20 protein-coding genes and 1 tRNA gene are annotated in these 15,406 nt (G+C 68.0%); 16 read left to right on the forward strand and 5 right to left on the reverse strand.

The window, feature by feature from the left end; translation table 11 throughout:
- Position 1 precedes the first annotated feature (1 nt).
- The 4 genes from AC3DE2_RS11875 (at position 2) to AC3DE2_RS11890 (ending at position 3,700) form a co-directional block, all read left to right on the forward strand.
- Positions 2–928: an arginine deiminase-related protein gene (locus tag AC3DE2_RS11875; protein WP_488426347.1), complete on the forward strand. Its 927-nt coding sequence runs from the start codon at positions 2–4 to the stop codon at positions 926–928.
- A gap of 178 nt (positions 929–1,106) precedes the next feature.
- Entirely contained in the window at positions 1,107–1,502 is a 396-nt protein-coding gene (locus AC3DE2_RS11880; RefSeq protein ID WP_488426348.1) for a hypothetical protein, read from the forward strand.
- Between the two features lie 66 nt (positions 1,503–1,568).
- Positions 1,569–2,255 (forward strand): response regulator transcription factor, encoded by a 687-nt coding sequence (locus AC3DE2_RS11885; protein ID WP_141455518.1) that lies wholly within the window; start codon positions 1,569–1,571, stop codon positions 2,253–2,255.
- Entirely contained in the window at positions 2,255–3,700 is a 1,446-nt protein-coding gene (locus tag AC3DE2_RS11890) for an ATP-binding protein (protein ID WP_295377979.1), read from the forward strand. Before AC3DE2_RS11885 ends, AC3DE2_RS11890 begins: the two co-directional genes overlap by 1 nt.
- A 41-nt stretch (positions 3,701–3,741) precedes the next feature.
- Here the strand turns inward: AC3DE2_RS11890 and AC3DE2_RS11895 are convergent, their stop codons facing one another.
- Both AC3DE2_RS11895 and AC3DE2_RS11900 read right to left on the reverse strand, forming a co-directional pair.
- The gene (locus tag AC3DE2_RS11895) at positions 3,742–4,488 is read right to left on the reverse strand and encodes a M90 family metallopeptidase (RefSeq protein ID WP_488426349.1); all 747 of its coding nucleotides are present in this window, start codon (positions 4,486–4,488) and stop codon (positions 3,742–3,744) included.
- Between the two features lie 3 nt (positions 4,489–4,491).
- Complete coding sequence (locus AC3DE2_RS11900) at positions 4,492–4,827, reverse strand: hypothetical protein (RefSeq protein ID WP_295377975.1); 336 nt, start codon at positions 4,825–4,827, stop codon at positions 4,492–4,494.
- A gap of 198 nt (positions 4,828–5,025) precedes the next feature.
- Here AC3DE2_RS11900 and birA point away from each other — a divergent pair, with 198 nt between their 5' ends.
- The 9 genes from birA (at position 5,026) to AC3DE2_RS11945 (ending at position 10,796) form a co-directional block, all read left to right on the forward strand.
- Positions 5,026–5,994 (forward strand): bifunctional biotin--[acetyl-CoA-carboxylase] ligase/biotin operon repressor BirA, encoded by a 969-nt coding sequence (birA, locus tag AC3DE2_RS11905; protein WP_488426350.1) that lies wholly within the window; start codon positions 5,026–5,028, stop codon positions 5,992–5,994.
- The gene (locus AC3DE2_RS11910) at positions 5,991–6,743 is read left to right on the forward strand and encodes a type III pantothenate kinase (RefSeq protein ID WP_488426351.1); all 753 of its coding nucleotides are present in this window, start codon (positions 5,991–5,993) and stop codon (positions 6,741–6,743) included. The genes birA and AC3DE2_RS11910 overlap by 4 nt, the downstream gene beginning before the upstream one ends.
- A gap of 22 nt (positions 6,744–6,765) precedes the next feature.
- Positions 6,766–7,479, forward strand: coding sequence for an SPOR domain-containing protein (locus AC3DE2_RS11915; RefSeq protein WP_488426352.1), 714 nt, complete (start codon positions 6,766–6,768; stop codon positions 7,477–7,479).
- 33 nt (positions 7,480–7,512) lie between these two features.
- Positions 7,513–7,588, forward strand: a tRNA-Thr gene (locus AC3DE2_RS11920).
- Between the two features lie 182 nt (positions 7,589–7,770).
- Positions 7,771–8,697, forward strand: coding sequence for a hypothetical protein (locus AC3DE2_RS11925; protein ID WP_488426353.1), 927 nt, complete (start codon positions 7,771–7,773; stop codon positions 8,695–8,697).
- A gap of 93 nt (positions 8,698–8,790) precedes the next feature.
- Entirely contained in the window at positions 8,791–9,714 is a 924-nt protein-coding gene (gene rocF / locus AC3DE2_RS11930) for an arginase (protein WP_488426354.1), read from the forward strand.
- Between the two features lie 156 nt (positions 9,715–9,870).
- On the forward strand, positions 9,871–10,023 hold the full coding sequence (locus tag AC3DE2_RS11935; RefSeq protein ID WP_141455525.1) for an entericidin A/B family lipoprotein: 153 nt from the start codon (positions 9,871–9,873) through the stop codon (positions 10,021–10,023).
- Between the two features lie 199 nt (positions 10,024–10,222).
- The gene (locus AC3DE2_RS11940) at positions 10,223–10,357 is read left to right on the forward strand and encodes an entericidin A/B family lipoprotein (protein WP_295377958.1); all 135 of its coding nucleotides are present in this window, start codon (positions 10,223–10,225) and stop codon (positions 10,355–10,357) included.
- 223 nt (positions 10,358–10,580) lie between these two features.
- Positions 10,581–10,796, forward strand: coding sequence for a CsbD family protein (locus AC3DE2_RS11945; protein ID WP_295377956.1), 216 nt, complete (start codon positions 10,581–10,583; stop codon positions 10,794–10,796).
- 77 nt (positions 10,797–10,873) lie between these two features.
- On the opposite strand, the gene AC3DE2_RS11950 is transcribed toward AC3DE2_RS11945, so the two are convergent.
- The gene (locus AC3DE2_RS11950; protein ID WP_295377954.1) at positions 10,874–11,695 is read right to left on the reverse strand and encodes a hypothetical protein; all 822 of its coding nucleotides are present in this window, start codon (positions 11,693–11,695) and stop codon (positions 10,874–10,876) included.
- Positions 11,696–11,799: 104 nt separating this feature from the next.
- On the opposite strand from AC3DE2_RS11950, the gene AC3DE2_RS11955 reads away from it, so the two are divergent.
- From AC3DE2_RS11955 to AC3DE2_RS11965, 3 genes are all read left to right on the forward strand, one after another.
- Positions 11,800–13,095: a tryptophan--tRNA ligase gene (locus tag AC3DE2_RS11955; RefSeq protein WP_488426355.1), complete on the forward strand. Its 1,296-nt coding sequence runs from the start codon at positions 11,800–11,802 to the stop codon at positions 13,093–13,095.
- Between the two features lies 1 nt (position 13,096).
- Positions 13,097–13,396, forward strand: a complete 300-nt coding sequence (locus AC3DE2_RS11960) for a hypothetical protein (protein WP_295377950.1) — start codon at positions 13,097–13,099, stop codon at positions 13,394–13,396.
- Between the two features lie 242 nt (positions 13,397–13,638).
- The gene (locus AC3DE2_RS11965; RefSeq protein ID WP_295377947.1) at positions 13,639–14,568 is read left to right on the forward strand and encodes an MBL fold metallo-hydrolase; all 930 of its coding nucleotides are present in this window, start codon (positions 13,639–13,641) and stop codon (positions 14,566–14,568) included.
- On the opposite strand, the gene AC3DE2_RS11970 is transcribed toward AC3DE2_RS11965, so the two are convergent.
- On the reverse strand, positions 14,569–14,952 hold the full coding sequence (locus AC3DE2_RS11970) for a VOC family protein (protein ID WP_295377943.1): 384 nt from the start codon (positions 14,950–14,952) through the stop codon (positions 14,569–14,571).
- A gap of 41 nt (positions 14,953–14,993) precedes the next feature.
- Positions 14,994–15,377 carry a VOC family protein gene (locus tag AC3DE2_RS11975; RefSeq protein ID WP_295377940.1) on the reverse strand — a complete coding sequence of 128 codons (384 nt, stop codon included), beginning with the start codon at positions 15,375–15,377 and terminating at the stop codon, positions 14,994–14,996.
- Positions 15,378–15,406: the final 29 nt, after the last annotated feature.

The raw sequence follows: 15,406 nt of genomic DNA on the forward strand, positions 1-15,406 counted from the left end.
CGTGTCCGGCCCGCTGCCGACGCGTGACTGCCAGGCGTTCCTGCGCATCGCGCGCGCCGCCGCAACGGACTTCGGAGCCGCCACCGCGCGCGCGGCCTTCCTGGTGACCCCGGAAGGCTTCGGCCGCGCCGAACAGTCCGCGGCCGACAACCGCTACATGGCGCAGGCCGCGGGCTTCGACGCGGACGCGGCGCTGGCCGAGCACCGCGCGTTGCAGCGCGCCCTTTCCAGCGAATTGCCTGTGGTCTCGTTCGCCGGCGATCCGGCGACCCCGGACGCGGTGTTTCCCAACAACGTGTTCGCGACCGTGCCCGGGCGCCTGATCGTCGGCCGCATGCGCCACGAGGTCAGGCAGCGCGAAGCGGCGCGCGCGGATATCCGGAACTTCTTCCGCAACGTCCTCGGCTACCGGGAACAGGATCTCTCCACCCAGCCGCACCCGTGCGAACTGACCGGCGCGCTGGTCATCGATCGCGCGCGCGGGCTGGGCTTCTGCGGACTGTCCGAACGCTGCGACGAGGCCGGCGCGGCGCTGATGCACCGGGCCTTCGGCCTGCGTGCCACCCTGGTGTTCGATCTGGCGCCGGGTGAGTACCACACCAACGTCGTGCTGGCGGTCCTGGCCGGGCGGGCGGCCTTGTTCTCGCCAACGGGGTTCGCCGATGCGGAAATTCCGGCGGTCCTGACCGCGCTGTATGGAGCATCGGCCATCCCGCTGTCGCCGGACGAGCAGGCGGGGTTCACCGCCAATGCGATCGCCCTGCGCCAGGACAGCGTATGGATGAGCCGCCGGGCGTCGGAAGCCCTGTCGGCCATGACGCGCCGTCGACTCGAAGACGACGCCGGCTTCACGGTCCGGGACGTCCCGCTGGCCGCGATCGAGGCCGGTGGAGGCTCGCTAAGGTGTTGTGTCGGCGAGATTTTCTGAGCGTTCCGTTAGCTGAACGGCGCCGCCAGGCTTGTGGATAAGTTCAGACCGGATTCACTGCCCTGAGCCAAGACTTTGCGTCCATTGGTCTAGAAGTGGTTTCGGCTTCCGTTCAGTTTGGGAAGCCCAGATCCGTTACGATTCCGTTATGCATCGCACACTTTCTTCCATCGCTTTCGTGGCACTGCTGGCCCTGGCCGGCGTGACGGTCGTGGCCGATGCCCGGGCACAGGCCCAAGGCCAGGATCAGGGCCGGGGAAACGATGATCGTGGCGAACGCCAGGCTCCGCGCGAACGCGGATTTCCCCGCTCCGGCGACGCCCGTGACAACAACCACAATTCGCTGTCCGATTCCGTGCGCCGCGCCCAGCGCGAGCCGGGTATCCGCGTGCTGAGCGCCGAACGTGTGCCGTTCGACGGCCGCGACATCAATCGCATGAAAGTGATCGATGAGCGGGGCCGCGTGCGTTACATGGACGATGCCGGCGGCAGTCGCCGCCGCACGCCGTCGCGTGGGGGAGAAAGCGAACAGGCGCCCGCGTCTGCACGTGGTGATAACCCACCTCAACCGTAGTCTTACGTAGAATCAACTCGTAAGCTCGAGGCGGTCCAGAAGCCGCCCGCATTCCAAGGAGAGTCCATGCGTATCTTGCTGGTCGAAGATGAAGCCCCCCTGCGCGAAACCCTGGCCGCCCGCCTGAAGCGCGAGGGTTTTGCCGTCGACGCCGCCCAGGACGGCGAGGAAGGCCTGTACATGGGCCGCGAAGTCCCGTTCGACGTGGGCATCATCGATCTCGGCCTGCCCAAGATGTCCGGCATGGAACTGATCAAGGCCCTGCGCGACGAGGGCAAGAAATTCCCGATCCTGATCCTGACCGCCCGTTCCAGCTGGCAGGACAAGGTCGAAGGCCTGAAGCAGGGCGCCGACGACTATCTGGTCAAGCCGTTCCACGTCGAGGAACTGCTGGCGCGCGTCAATGCGCTGCTGCGGCGCGCCGCCGGCTGGAGCAAGCCGACCCTGGAGTGTGGTCCGGTCGCGCTGGATCTGGCCGCGCAGACCGTCAGCGTCAACGGCAGCAACGTCGACCTGACCAGCTACGAGTACAAGGTGCTCGAATACCTGATGATGCATGCCGGTGAACTGGTCTCGAAGGCGGACCTGACCGAGCACATCTACCAGCAGGACTTCGATCGTGACTCGAACGTGCTGGAGGTCTTCATCGGCCGCCTGCGCAAGAAGCTGGATCCGGAAGGCGAACTGAAGCCGATCGAGACGGTGCGCGGTCGCGGCTACCGCTTCGCGATCCCGCGCACCAACGAGGCTTGATGGCGTCCCCGGCGGACGCCGAGCCCTCGGCCAGGCCGCGGCGTGCGCCGTTCGACGGCTGGCGCCCACGGTCGTTGCGTGCCCGCCAACTGCTGGCCGCCAGTCTCGGACTGGTGGCCTTTCTCGCTTTGGCGGGCTATGCGCTGGACCGGGCCTTCATCGCCACCGCCGAGGACAACCTGCGCCAGCGCCTGAAGGCGTACGCGCTCAAGTACACCGACGAAATCGACTTCACCCGCGGCGGCGCGTTGATCCCGCCGTTCGATACGCCGGATCCGCGCTTCGATATGCCCGACAGCGGACTGTATGCGGAAGTGATCCTGCCCAATGACCGCTGGGGCTCGAATTCCACCCTCGGTCCGGTGCTGCCGGCTTCGCCCATGCTGGGGCCGCTGGAGGAAGCCTTCGACGGTCCGGTCACCTTCCGCCGCGCCGATGGCAGCGAAAGCCAGGTCTATCGCTATGGCGTGGGCTTCGTCTGGGCCGAGCGCGGCCCCGAGGCCGAATTCCCCTACAGCATCTACATCCTCGAGGATGCGCAGGCGCTCAACGCGCAGATGCGGGTGTTCCGCGGTGCGTTGTGGGTGTACCTGGGCAGCGCCGGCTTCATCCTGCTACTGCTGCAGATGGCGGTGCTGCGCTGGAGCCTGCGTCCACTGCGGCGCGTGATCACCGAACTCACCCGCGTGCAGGGCGGCCAGATCGATCGCATGAGCGAACGCCACCCGCGCGAACTGGAACCGCTGACCGACAGCATCAACGCCTTCATCGAAAGCGAGCGCGAGAACCTGGAACGCCAACGCAACACGCTGGCGGATCTCGCCCACAGCCTGAAGACGCCGCTGGCGGTACTGCGCACCCAGTTGGACAGCGGCGCCAGCGAGGCCGCGCTGCGCGGGGAACTGGACAACCAGCTCAAGCGCATGAACGGCCTGGTGTCCTACCAGCTGGCGCGCGCCGCCTCCAGCGGCCACAAGCTGTTCTCCGCGCCGGTGCCGATCGAACCGCACGCCGAGGAGATCGTCAGCGGCCTGGAGAAGGTCTATGCCAGCAAGCGGGTGCTGTGCGAGTTCGAGATCGAACCGCAGGCGCGCTTCTACGGCGAGACCGGCGACCTGCAGGAACTGATGGGCAACCTGCTGGAGAACGCGTTCAAATGGGCGCGCTCGCGGGTCCTGCTGACCGTCCGGCCGCTACCGGCGGCGGCGCAGCGGCGCGCGGGGCTGTACCTGTCGGTCGAGGACGACGGGCCGGGCATCACCGAGGAAAACATCCCGGTCGTGCTCCAGCGTGGTGTGCGTGGCGATGAGCGCGTGCACGGCCATGGCATAGGCCTGTCGATCGTGCAGGATCTGATCCGCGACTATCGCGGCGAACTGCAGGTCAAGCGTTCCGAGGAACTGGGTGGCGCCCAGTTCGTGGTCACCCTGCCGCAGGGCCTCTGAGCCGCCGCCGTCCGCATGCGCGGAGGACGCGCATCGCCCGCTCACCACTCCGGTGGCGGACCATAGAACCGGCGCAGGTGCGCGGCTACGTCCGGCATGGCCTGGCGCAGCAGGCGCGGGGCCGAGAAATGGTACTCGGTGGCCACCGCGAAGAATTCATCCGGGCCTTCGGTCGCATAGGGATCGATGCGGGTCTCGCGGCCCAGATCCACTTCCTGGCACAGCGTGTCGTAGGCGCGCTGGAAATCCTGCGCCCAGCGGCGGCGCCATTCGCCCGGCAGGGGCGGCGTGCCGTCCATCTCGCCATCCAGGGCATCCAGCTTGTGGGCCATTTCGTGCACCGCCACGCAGAAGCCGGTATCGGGTTCGGCCAGATCCGCCTGCACGTCGGCCCAGGAGAGAATCAGCGGACCGGCGTCCCAGGATTCGCCGGCCAGATCGTCTTCCCACTCGTGTTGCACGCCGGCCGCATCGGTGTGGCTGCGGTGCACGCGGAACGCGTCCGGATACACGATGAGCTGCGACCAGCCGCGCCAGCCGCGGCGTCCGTACTCCAGCAGCGGCAGGCAGCATAGCGCCGCCAACTGCGCGCATTGCGATGCGTCGAGTGAAAGATTGCCCAGCGGGGTGATGGTCTTCTCGTGCAGGAAGCGTTCGGTCAATGCGCGCAGGCGCCAGCGGCGCACGTCGTCCAGCCACGCGATCCACGGCGTATCGCGGCAGACCTGCTGCCAGATCGCGTCATCCAGGGGAGCGGGCGGACGGAACCGTCTGAGCAGGCGCAACACTGGTCAGCGGAACATGCCCGGCAGGAAGCTGTGCCATTTCGGCGCGCGCGGGCGCGGCAACACCGGCGTGGGATCACTCTCGTCCTCGCCACCGCCACCACGGCTGCTCGTCACCGGCAACACGCTGTTGGTCGAGGTGGTGTTGGCGGGGGTGTACTTGTCGCGCACGGAAGCGCGCGCCGCGCGCGTGGATGCCTCACTCGGCGGTGCCGCGTCGGTTGCCTTGTTGACGATCTCCTGGCAGGCCGATGCGGTGACGGTCGACAACACGCGGCCGTTCTGCGCCATGGCCGGCGCACAGATGCAGGTCAGCAGGACGATGAAGCTGGCGCGAAGCATCGGAGGACTCCTGTCGGATGGCACCGCAGCGGCGGCCATCCTGCTGAATATAGCCGGAAAAGGGATTGACGGTCTGAACAGGCCGGAGCCCCGGCGATGCCCGGCCCGCCCCCGGCATAATGAGCGGATGCCCCGCACGCCATTCCTTGCCCGAGTCCCCCATTCACCCGTGTCCACAGGTGGCCGGAGACGCGCCGAATGAGCGGCGAACGCGAGCTGCTGGCGCGCCTGATGGAGGGTCCGGTCACCGGCGACGCCCTGGCCCGGGACACGGGCCTGACCCGGGCGGCCATGTGGAAGCGGATCGAATCCCTGCGCGAGGCCGGACTGCGCATCGACGCCAAGGCGGGCCGGGGCTACGCCTTGGCCGAGCCGGTGTCGTTGCTGGACCCCGATGCCATCCGACAGGCGCTGGCGCCGGATTGCCGCGCCGGCCTGGCCGCGCTGGAAGTCGCCTGGTCGCTGGATTCCACCAACAGCGAGCTGCTGCGCCGGGATACCCCGCCCCAGGGCGCGGCCGTCCTGCTGGCCGAGCAGCAGACCGGTGGGCGAGGGCGGCGTGGTCGCCATTGGGCATCGCCGGTCGCGGCCAATCTGTACGTCTCGCTGGCCCGCCACTTTTCCGGTGGCCTGGCACGACTGGGTGGCCTCAGCCTGGTGGCCGGCGTCGCGATGGCCGAGGCGCTGCGCGCGCTGGGGCACGAGCGGACCGGGCTCAAATGGCCCAACGATCTGATGGTGGACGAGCGCAAGCTGGGCGGGGTGCTGGTCGAGGGCGGCGGCGAACATGGCGGCCCGGTGCGGGCGATCATCGGCATCGGCATCAACGTCCGCATGCCGGAAGCGTTCGCCGCCCGCATCGATCAACCCTGGATCGATCTGTCCACGCTGGGAGGCGCTTCCGTCGATCGCAACACGCTGGCGGCGGCACTGCTGTCGCGACTGCTGCCGGCGTTGGACGAGTTCGACCGGGATGGCCTGGTGCCGTTCCTGCCGCGCTTCGCGGCGCTGGACGTACTGGCGGGACGGGAGGTGGCGATCCGGGATGCACACCGGACGCGCCATGGCATCGCCGGCGGCCTGGCCGAGGATGGCGCGCTGCGGGTCCTTGTCGACGGTGCCTGGGAAAGCGTGCATGCGGGCGAAATCAGTGTGAGGGCGCAATGACGCAATGGGTATTCGACCTGGGGAACTCGCGGCTCAAGTGCGCGCGGCTGGATGACGATGGACGGCCCGGCGAGGTGACCGCGTTCGGCCATGACGAGCGCGGGTTCGTCGAAGCGCTGCGACGGCACCTGCCGGACGAGGTCGACTCGGCCTGCCTGGCCAGCGTGGCGTCGCCGGCCCTGACCCTGGCCGTGCTCGATGCCCTCACCGAACGTTTCCAGCGCATCTCGCTGGCGCGCACGCAGGCCGCTTTCGCGGACGTGCGTATCGCCTATGCGCAACCCGGAAAACTGGGGGTGGATCGGTTCCTGGCGATGGTCGCGGCGCGCGCCCGTGGCGCGCACGCATGGATGATCGTGGGAGTAGGCACGGCCATCACCGTCGATCTGCTGGATGCGCAGGGCCAGCATCGGGGCGGTCGCATCGGGCCCTCTCCCGCGTTGATGCGCAGCGCCCTGCATCAGGCCGCCGCCCATTTGCCGGCGCAGGGCGGCGCCTACCAGGAGTTCGCCGACGACACCGAGGATGCGCTGGCCTCCGGTTGCGAGGGGGCCGCGCTGGGTCTGGTCGAGCGCAGCCTGCGGCTCGCCACCCGGGAACTGGGCCAGGCACCGGCATTGCTTCTGCATGGGGGGGGCGCCGAGGCGCTGCGCGGCGGATTGCCGGCGAGCGAGTTCGCGCCGTCCCTGGTACTGGAGGGCTTGGCGCAATGGGCCCGGGCTGGCCAGCCCGGGAATGCGCCGGCATGACGGCCATGGATAGAATCCACGCATGCTGATTCGTGCCCTGATCGTCCTGCTGGTCGTCCTCAATCTTGGTGTGGCGGCTTGGTGGCTGACCCGCGCCGAGCCGCCGCCGCCTTCGCCTCCGGAGATTCCGGCCGGGGTGGCGACCCTGGAACTGGTCGGCACCCCGGACGCCCCGGCGGCCCGTCCTGCTGCCGTATCGTCCGTCGCACCGCCTGCCCCGGCAGCATCTGCTGCGGCCGCTCCCGTCACATCCACGCCTGCCGCCGCCGCCGCGAGCGTTTGCTTCCGGGTCGGGCCATTTGCCGATCGCGCCGTCGCCGAGCAATCACGCGGCAGGTTCGCCTCCACCACCGGCCGGATCGCCTTGCGCGAGACGCCGGGAAGCGGCGCCAGCGGATACCGGGTATCGCTGCCACCCTCGGCCACGCGCGAGGAAGCGGTGGCGATGGCGCAACGCATCGGCGCCGCGGGCTTCGACGACTTCCTGGTGATCAACCAGGGCGAGGAAACCAACGGCATCGCGCTGGGACGCTATCGCAGCCGGGAAGGCGCGGAGCGTCGGCAGTCACAGTTGGTGGCCGCCGGCTTCCCCGCGCAGATCCATGCCATTGGCGAGGAAGGTCCTTCGCGCTGGTGGCTGGATGTCGCGGCACCCGCCGGTACCCGCGCGGCGGCGCTGCGGGCCGGTATCACGGTGCCGGTCGAGCCGCAGGACTGCCCTGCCGCACTGCGGTAGAATCCCCATGCCGGCGCAACGCCGGCCCTCCGTGCCGCTTTAGCTCAGCTGGTAGAGCAACCGCCTTGTAAGCGGTAGGTCATCCGTTCGATTCGGATAAGCGGCACCACTTCTCTTCCCTTGTTCCTGGTTGACCGGGATGCAACGCCATCCTCCGGACGCGGCTGGCTAGAATCAGGCGCATCACGTCACCGGATTTCGAGGATGGCTGTCTTTCGTTCCTCCATCTGTCTGTGGTGTCTGCTGTCTGGCATGGCGATGTCTTCCGCGTGGGGAGCCTCTCCGGAAGCTGTGGACGATCCGTTGGTGATCGAAGTCGAGACCGTCGACGCCTGGCGGTTCGCCCGCGTGTTCCAGCAAACCGACGGGGCGCCCACGCCCGCGCAATTGCAAGCGGGCTACCTGTCCGGCGCGGGCCTCGGCGTGGAGGTATTCACTCCGGATCGCATCGTCGACGCCGACAACCTTGCCCGCGCCATTGCGGCCAACAAGGAAAAATACCGGCACGCCATCGACCTGTGCCTGCCGGAAGTGGAGCGGACCAATGCCCAGCTGCGCGCGGTCTACCTGGCCTACCGCGGGCTGTTCCCGGAACGGACGATGCCGCCGGTCGCGGTGGTATTCGGCGCGGCCAACTCGGGCGGCACCGCCGATCCGCGCAGCCAGGTGATAGGCCTCGAAGTGGCCTGCCAGGGCATCGCCGACGCGGAGTCGTTCCACCGCGCCATGCGCCAGCTGTTCGCCCACGAAACCATCCACGCATTGCAGGCGCCGATGCGGGAAGGCAGCGAAGTCCAGCGGGATCTGCTTGCGTGGGCACTGCGCGAGGGTGCCGCGAATTTCTTCGCGGCGATGGTCACCGGCGGCGACATCACCGGTGCGGACAACGCCTGGGGCATGGCGCGCGAAGCGGAGCTGTGGCGCGATTTCGTCGCCGACAGGCATACGATGCGAACGCATTGGCCGACCGGCAAGGAACCGGAGGAGGCGGCGGTGAAAGCGGCGATCCGTTGGATGTGGAATGGCGGAAATCCGCCGCCGGGATGGCCGGCCGAACTAGGCTACTGGATCGGTCACCGGATCATCGGCGCTTACTATCTGCGGCAGGCCGACAAGCGCGCGGCGATCGCCACGATCCTCGCGCTGGAGGACGCGGATGCGATCCTGCGCGAAAGCGGTTATGGCGCGACGTTCCCGGCAGCCACCGGCGCCCGCTGACGCTTCGTCCTTGGGTCCCGCTGCTGCAGCGCCACAGTCCGGTCATGCAAATCGGACTAGACTTCCAGATTCTTCGAATCCACCGAGTGTCCGATGGCCCGTACCTTCCCTCCCGTTTCCCTGATTGGCGTGCCCACCGATATAGGCGCCGGGCACCGCGGTGCGCGGATGGGGCCGGATGCCCTGCGCATCGCCGGCCTCGGCGAAGCGCTGGCCGGGCGCGGGGTGGATGTGATCGATACCGGCAACGTGCAGGGTCCGGCGAATCCGTGGACCGACCCGGTGCGCGGCTATCGTCACCTCGATGAAGTCGTCGACTGGAACCGTGCGCTGATGGACGCGACCGCGGCCGAACTGGCGAAAGGGCGGTTGCCGATCATGATGGGCGGCGATCATTGCCTGGCGATCGGATCGATCACCGCCATCGCCCGCCATTGCCGCCAGCAGGGCAAGCGCCTGCGGGTGCTGTGGCTGGACGCGCATTCGGACTTCAACACCAGTGACGTCACGCCTTCCGGCAACATCCACGGCATGCCGGTGGCGTGCCTGTGCGGCATCGGTCCGGATGCGCTGACCCGGCTGGGTGGCGACAGTCCGGCGATCACCCCGGCGATGGTGCGGCAGATCGGCATCCGCTCGGTGGATCCGGAAGAGAAGAAGCTGATCAAGGATCACGCGGTCGACGTCTACGACATGCGCTACATCGACGAGGTCGGGATGAAGCGGACGATGGAAGCGGCCCTGGAAGGCGTGGATGCCGATACCCACCTGCATGTCAGTTTCGACGTGGATTTCCTGGATCCCAGCATCGCCCCGGGCGTCGGTACCACGGTGCCGGGCGGTCCCAACTATCGCGAGGCGCAGCTGGTAATGGAGATGATTGCCGATACCGGCCGGATGGGCTCCCTCGACATCGTCGAACTCAACCCGGTGCTGGATCGCCGCAACCGCACCGCTAAGCTGACCGTGGATCTAGTGGAAAGCCTGTTCGGAAAATCCACCCTGATGCGCGACTGAATCGCAGCCGCCTCCAGGCTGATTTGCGCCTGAATACGCGGGCCCGGTTTCACGTGCCGTGAACGGCCCGCTGTCCAAGGTGGAGCCACGCTGCAAGGGTGGCCCGCCGGGCCGGTGCAGCATCGTTCCACCGGACATTCCACCAAGGAGGCGAGCATGAAACGTTGGATGGCTTTGCTGATGCTGGCGATGTTTTCCACCGCCGTACTTTCCGGCTGCAACACCATGGCCGGCGCGGGCAAGGACGTGCAGAAGGTCGGCGAGAAGGTCGAGGACAAGGCGCAGGACTGCAAGGACGGCAAGTGCTGACGTCGTCCTGACCCCTTGGGCGCAGCGACGAGGCGCGCCTTCCGGAAGGGCCGGCCATGCCGGCCCTTTCGTTTTCGGGTGCCTTGGTCAGCCCCGATGCAGCATGCTTTAATCAGACTCGCCGCCGCAGGGGAAGCCGGCGCGGAAGGACCGCCGCCGCGTCCCCGGCGTGGAGTCACCCTACAACCAGGAGTTTTCCATGAAGCGCTACGCCGCTCTGTTGTTCATTGCCCTGTTCTCGATCGCCGCGCTGTCCGGCTGCAACACCGTCAAGGGGTTCGGCAAGGACGTACAGAAGGTCGGCGAGAAGGTCGAGGACGCTTCCGGCAAGTAAGACCGTGCGGGCGCACGGGCCCAATGGGCCGATGCGCGCGGAACGAAGCAACGAGGAAAGGGTCGGCATCCGCCGCCCCTTTTCTTTTGCGCATGCGAGCCCCGTCGCCGGGTTTTCCTGGCCGAAATAATGTGCCGTTGACGCCGCCTTGATCGTGCGGGAATGCCCGGGCTGCGATGCTGGTCGCGCGGTATCCCCCGCCGCGAAACCAAGAGGACATTCCATGAACCAGGACATCATCGCCGGCAACTGGAAGCAGCTGAAGGGCAAGATCCAGGCCAAATGGGGCGATTTGACCGATGACGACTTCCAGGTCGCGGAGGGCAATTCCGAATATCTGGAAGGACGCCTGCAGGAGCGCTATGGCTGGGGCCGCGAGCGGGCCCATGACGAAGTGAAGGCGTTCGAGCGCAGCCTGCGTTCGGACATGAAGCACTGAGTCCGAACCAACCTCGGACCGCTGACGGGCCGCGCTTGCGGCCCGTCGCTTTTTTTTTCTCCGCTCGGCCGCGTCGCTCAGCGCCAGCGCGGCGGATCCGCGACGAAACCGTTGGGAAACGCCTGCGGCGCGGGATCGCGGTGGAGGCGACGATACGGGGGCGGCAGGATGCCCAGGGCGACCAGGCGCCGGGGCTCGTCGTAACGGATCTGGCTGACCTGGTCGGGCGTGCGGCGGGCGCGCACGAAGTCGGTGGAGCCCACCGGCGCCCACTCGCGTTGACCATGTCCCGTGCCGATGCGCTGGCGGCTGGCGATGGCATCCTGGGTAACGGCCTCGGGCGCCGCCGCGCCGGCGGCCTTGGCGCTGTTTTCCGCCTCCGGCCGCGCACGCGATCCGGCATACGGGGGATAGGGCGCTGGCGCGGACGGGTAGGGCGGCCGGTAGTACGGGCGCGCCTCGCGGAATGCGGCCACGCCGATCACGCCGACATTGCGCGGCCGTCCGGTACGGGCCGCATAACTGTCGCCCTTGTCGGTGAAGACGAACTGGGCGATGTCGTCGAGCGATTTGCGCCAGCCGGCGATCTCGGCGCTCTCCCAGGGATCCAGCACGTAGCCGGCCTGCGACGGGGCGGCGGTCTCGCCGGTGACGGCGTTGACGCCATCCACCGACAGCACCACCAGCACGCGTTCGCCGGTGGTGTTGGTCAGGCGCACGGCATAGCGGTGGCCGGGCTCGCCGGCGACCCATTGGTCGCCGCGGTGCGGGTAGCTGGGCAGCCACTGGCCGGTGTCGCGGTCGATCACCGCCACGTCCACCAGCGGGCCGGCTACGGCGCGGGAACAGGCGGCCAGCGGGAACAGAGAAGCGAGCAGCAGAAGGCAGGCGCGGAACATGGCGGTTCTCCGGAAGGGACGCGTGTGTCAACGCGTCGCCGCCACGGATGGGGTTTGCGGCGGCAGCGGTTAAACTGGCCGTGTTCAGACTTCAGAAAGACGCGATGACCACCCGAGTCCTGACCGGCATCACCACCTCCGGCACCCCCCACCTGGGCAACTACGTCGGCGCGGTCCGCCCCGCCGTGGCGGCCAGCCGCAACCCGGGCGTGGAGAGCTTCTACTTCCTGGCCGACCTGCACAGCCTGATCAAGGCGCAGGATCCGGCGCGCACCCAGCGTTCGACGCTGGAGATCGCGGCCACCTGGCTGGCCGCCGGGCTGGAACCGGACAAGGTGTGGTTCTACCGGCAGAGCGACATTCCCGAAATCACCGAGCTGACCTGGTTCCTGACCTGCGTGGCCGGCAAGGGCATCCTCAACCGCGCGCATGCCTACAAGGCGGCGGTGGACAAGAACCGCGCCGACGGCGAGGACGACGATGCGGCGGTCACCGCGGGACTGTTCATGTACCCGGTGCTGATGGCCGCCGACATCCTGATCTTCAACGCCAACCAGGTGCCGGTGGGGCGCGACCAGATCCAGCACATCGAGATGGCGCGCGATTTCGGCCAGCGCTTCAACCATGTCTATGGCAAGGAGTACTTCGCCCTGCCGGAAGTACTCATAGACGACAACGTCGCCACGCTGCCGGGCCTGGACGGGCGCAAGATGAGCAAGAGCTACAACAACACCATTCCGCTGTTCGTCCCGCGCGAGGAGCTGAAGAAGCTGGTGTTCTCGATCCTCACCGATTCGCGCGGTCCGGGCGAGCCCAAGGACACCGCGGGCTCGGCCCTGTTCCAGCTGTACCAGGCCTTCGCCAGCGCCGAGGAAACCGCTGCGTTCGCGCAGGCGTTCGCGGACGGTATCGGCTGGGGCGACGCCAAGCAGAAACTGTTCGAGCGCATCGACGCGGAGATCACCCCGCTGCGCGAGAAGTACCTGGCGCTGATGGCGCGGCCGGAGGAGATCGAGGCGATCCTGCGCGACGGCGCGCAGCGCCTGCGCACGAAGTACGCCATCCCGCTGCTGGCGGAACTGCGCCACGCGGTCGGCCTGCGCAACCTGGCAGAGCAGCCGGCGGCGCCGGCGAAGGCAGGCATCGCCAAGGCCACGCTGCCGCTGTTCAAGCAGTATCGCGACAAGGATGCGCGGTTCTACTTCAAGTTCACCGACGCCGAGGGCCGCGTGCTGATCCAGAGCAGCGGCTTCGATGCACCGAAGGACGCCGGCCAGATCATCGCCGTGCTGAAGCAGGCCGAGCGCGCCGACCAGATGGAAACCCCGGAGATCGTGTTGCAGGTACCGGTCGCCGAGGTGCTGGCGGCCCTGAAGCAACTGCGCGACGCCGAGGCCTGACATGCCTTTCCTGGCGATGGTGCTGTTCCTGCCGTGGTTCGCGCTGCTGGGCACGCTGTTCTGGCTGTTCCCGCGGCAGCCCCGCGGTGGCCGGCGCAAGGCCTTCGACACGATCAGCCTGATCGTGGCGTTCGTGCTGAGCATGGTGGGCATGTACTGGGGCTATGCGCTGGGCCTGGCCGATATCGGCACCGGCGCGATCTGGAAGCAGGTGCTGGCGACGCTGGTCGGCTATGGCGGGTTCCTGTTCGTGCTGACGATGGCGGTGCTGCTGCGGTCATGGTGGCTGGATCGCCGCTGAGCGCGCGAGCCGGCGGCGCCCGACCCGCTGATGTGGGAGCGACGTGAGTCGCGAATCAAAAACTCCCCTTGGCGCGATCCTTGTCTCACCTTTCGTGAAGGGCATGAATCGGCGGCGCTTTTTCGCGACCCGCGTCACCTCCACAGTCGGGAATGCGCTGGGCTTCTGCGACCAAAGATGCATCGTGGCGCCGCCGCCGCGCCGGTAGAATTGGCGCCATCCTCGCGTTACCCCACCAGCGTATGGACAGCACTGGCATCCACACCATCGATACCGCCTTCCAGCGGGATCATTTCGATGCCGCCTACCTGATTGTCGAACAGGGACGTGGCGCATTCATCGACACCGGCACCAACCACGCGGTGCCGCGTCTGCTGCGGGCCGCGCGCGACGCGGGCCTGGGCCCGGAGGACATCGACTGGGTGCTGGTCACCCACGCGCACCTGGATCATGCCGGCGGCGCGGGCGAACTGATGGCGCAGCTGCCGCATGCGCGCCTGGTCGCGCATCCGCGCGCGGCGCCCCATCTGGTTGATCCGTCCCGATTGATCGCGGGGGCCACCGCGGTTTATGGCGAAGCGGAAATGGCGCGCAGCTACGGGCGCATCCGGCCGGTGCCGGAAGCGCGCGTGGTCATCGCCGAGGATGGCCATACCCTGGCACTGGCCGGTCGCAGGCTGCAATGCATCGATACGCCCGGGCATGCGCGCCACCACTACTGCGTGTGGGACGAGCGCAGCCGGAGCTGGTTCACCGGCGATACCTTCGGCCTGTCCTACCGCGAGATGGATGGCCCGCACGGTCCGTTCATCCTGCCGACCAGCTCGCCGGTGCAGTTCGAACCCGAGGCGTTGAAGACTTCCATCGCGCGCCTGCTCGCTTACCGCCCGCAGGCCATGTACCTGACCCACTATGGCCGGGTGGAAGAGCCGGACCGGCTGGCGTTGGAACTGTTCGAGCAGATCGATGCGATGTGCGCGCTGGCCCGGCAATGCGACGGCAAGCCGGACCGGCACCGTGCGATGGTCGCCGGCTTGACCGCGTCGTACCAGGAGCGCGCCCGCGCGCTGCGCTGTCCGCTCGACGATGCCGGCGTGACCCGCGTGCTGGCGATGGACATCGAACTCAACGCGCAGGGCCTGGCCTGCTGGCTGGATCGGGACCGCCGCTGATCAATCCCAGCGGTTGAGGCCTTCGCGCTCGCCTTCACCCATCGGCACGATGCAGAAGCGCTGGCCGGTCGGCGCTTCCATCACCCACCAGCGATCGTGGACGAAGCGGATGCGGCGCGCGCCGAGCCCTTCCAGGCGCGTGGCTTCGGCTTCCAGGTCGTCGGCCTCGATGTCCAAATGCACGCGCGAAGGATGGTCGACCTTCTGCACTTCCACGTGCAGTCCGCCGGCCGCATCCTTCAGCCGGTCATACAGGCCGACCCCTCCATCATCGGCGCTGACCACGGGCAGGCCCAGGGCGCGGCTCCAGAACGAGGAGGCGGCGCCGAGATCGTCGGCCTGGCAATCGATGATGAAGCCGGCAAGGCGGCTGTGATGGGCCATGTCGATGCTCCGGGAAGTGCGTTCCCGCGTGCGGTGGAGGATCAGTCCCAGTGGTTCGGTTCGACGCCGCGCTCGGGGTGGCGCATGCGCACCACGCAGAAGCGTTGTCCGGTCGGCGCTTCCATCACCCACCAGCGTTTGACGAAACCGATGCGCCTGGCGCCCAGTTTCTCCAGCCGATCCGCTTCCGCGTCCACGTCGTCGGCTTCGATGTCCAGGTGCACGCGCGAGGCATGCGCGACCTGCTGCACTTCCACATGCAAGCCGCCCGGTGCGCCTTCCAGTTCGGCGTAGTGGGCTTCGCCATCCTGGTAGGTTTCACCGCGCGGCAGGCCGAGCGCCTGGCTCCAGAACTGCGCGGCGGCCTCGTGATCGTGGGTCTGGCAATCGATGATGAAACCGGCGAGGCGACTGCGGTGCGCCATGTGCGTACTCCGCGGATGGAGGAGGACCC

This window comes from Pseudoxanthomonas sp. 68-E7 (assembly GCF_057773145.1).

What these genes read in the sequence shown, in the direction of transcription:
- AC3DE2_RS11885 (WP_141455518.1), top strand. Translation starts at nt 1,569, where the DNA reads ATGCGTATCTTGCTGGTCGAAGATGAAGCCCCCCTGCGCGAAACCCTG.
- AC3DE2_RS11890 (WP_295377979.1), top strand. Translation starts at nt 2,255, where the DNA reads ATGGCGTCCCCGGCGGACGCCGAGCCCTCGGCCAGGCCGCGGCGTGCG.
- AC3DE2_RS11900 (WP_295377975.1), bottom strand. Translation starts at nt 4,827, where the DNA reads ATGCTTCGCGCCAGCTTCATCGTCCTGCTGACCTGCATCTGTGCGCCG.
- birA (WP_488426350.1), top strand. Translation starts at nt 5,026, where the DNA reads ATGAGCGGCGAACGCGAGCTGCTGGCGCGCCTGATGGAGGGTCCGGTC.
- AC3DE2_RS11910 (WP_488426351.1), top strand. Translation starts at nt 5,991, where the DNA reads ATGACGCAATGGGTATTCGACCTGGGGAACTCGCGGCTCAAGTGCGCG.
- AC3DE2_RS11915 (WP_488426352.1), top strand. Translation starts at nt 6,766, where the DNA reads ATGCTGATTCGTGCCCTGATCGTCCTGCTGGTCGTCCTCAATCTTGGT.
- rocF (WP_488426354.1), top strand. Translation starts at nt 8,791, where the DNA reads ATGGCCCGTACCTTCCCTCCCGTTTCCCTGATTGGCGTGCCCACCGAT.
- AC3DE2_RS11935 (WP_141455525.1), top strand. Translation starts at nt 9,871, where the DNA reads ATGAAACGTTGGATGGCTTTGCTGATGCTGGCGATGTTTTCCACCGCC.
- AC3DE2_RS11940 (WP_295377958.1), top strand. Translation starts at nt 10,223, where the DNA reads ATGAAGCGCTACGCCGCTCTGTTGTTCATTGCCCTGTTCTCGATCGCC.
- AC3DE2_RS11945 (WP_295377956.1), top strand. Translation starts at nt 10,581, where the DNA reads ATGAACCAGGACATCATCGCCGGCAACTGGAAGCAGCTGAAGGGCAAG.
- AC3DE2_RS11950 (WP_295377954.1), bottom strand. Translation starts at nt 11,695, where the DNA reads ATGTTCCGCGCCTGCCTTCTGCTGCTCGCTTCTCTGTTCCCGCTGGCC.
- AC3DE2_RS11955 (WP_488426355.1), top strand. Translation starts at nt 11,800, where the DNA reads ATGACCACCCGAGTCCTGACCGGCATCACCACCTCCGGCACCCCCCAC.
- AC3DE2_RS11960 (WP_295377950.1), top strand. Translation starts at nt 13,097, where the DNA reads ATGCCTTTCCTGGCGATGGTGCTGTTCCTGCCGTGGTTCGCGCTGCTG.
- AC3DE2_RS11965 (WP_295377947.1), top strand. Translation starts at nt 13,639, where the DNA reads ATGGACAGCACTGGCATCCACACCATCGATACCGCCTTCCAGCGGGAT.
- AC3DE2_RS11970 (WP_295377943.1), bottom strand. Translation starts at nt 14,952, where the DNA reads ATGGCCCATCACAGCCGCCTTGCCGGCTTCATCATCGATTGCCAGGCC.
- AC3DE2_RS11975 (WP_295377940.1), bottom strand. Translation starts at nt 15,377, where the DNA reads ATGGCGCACCGCAGTCGCCTCGCCGGTTTCATCATCGATTGCCAGACC.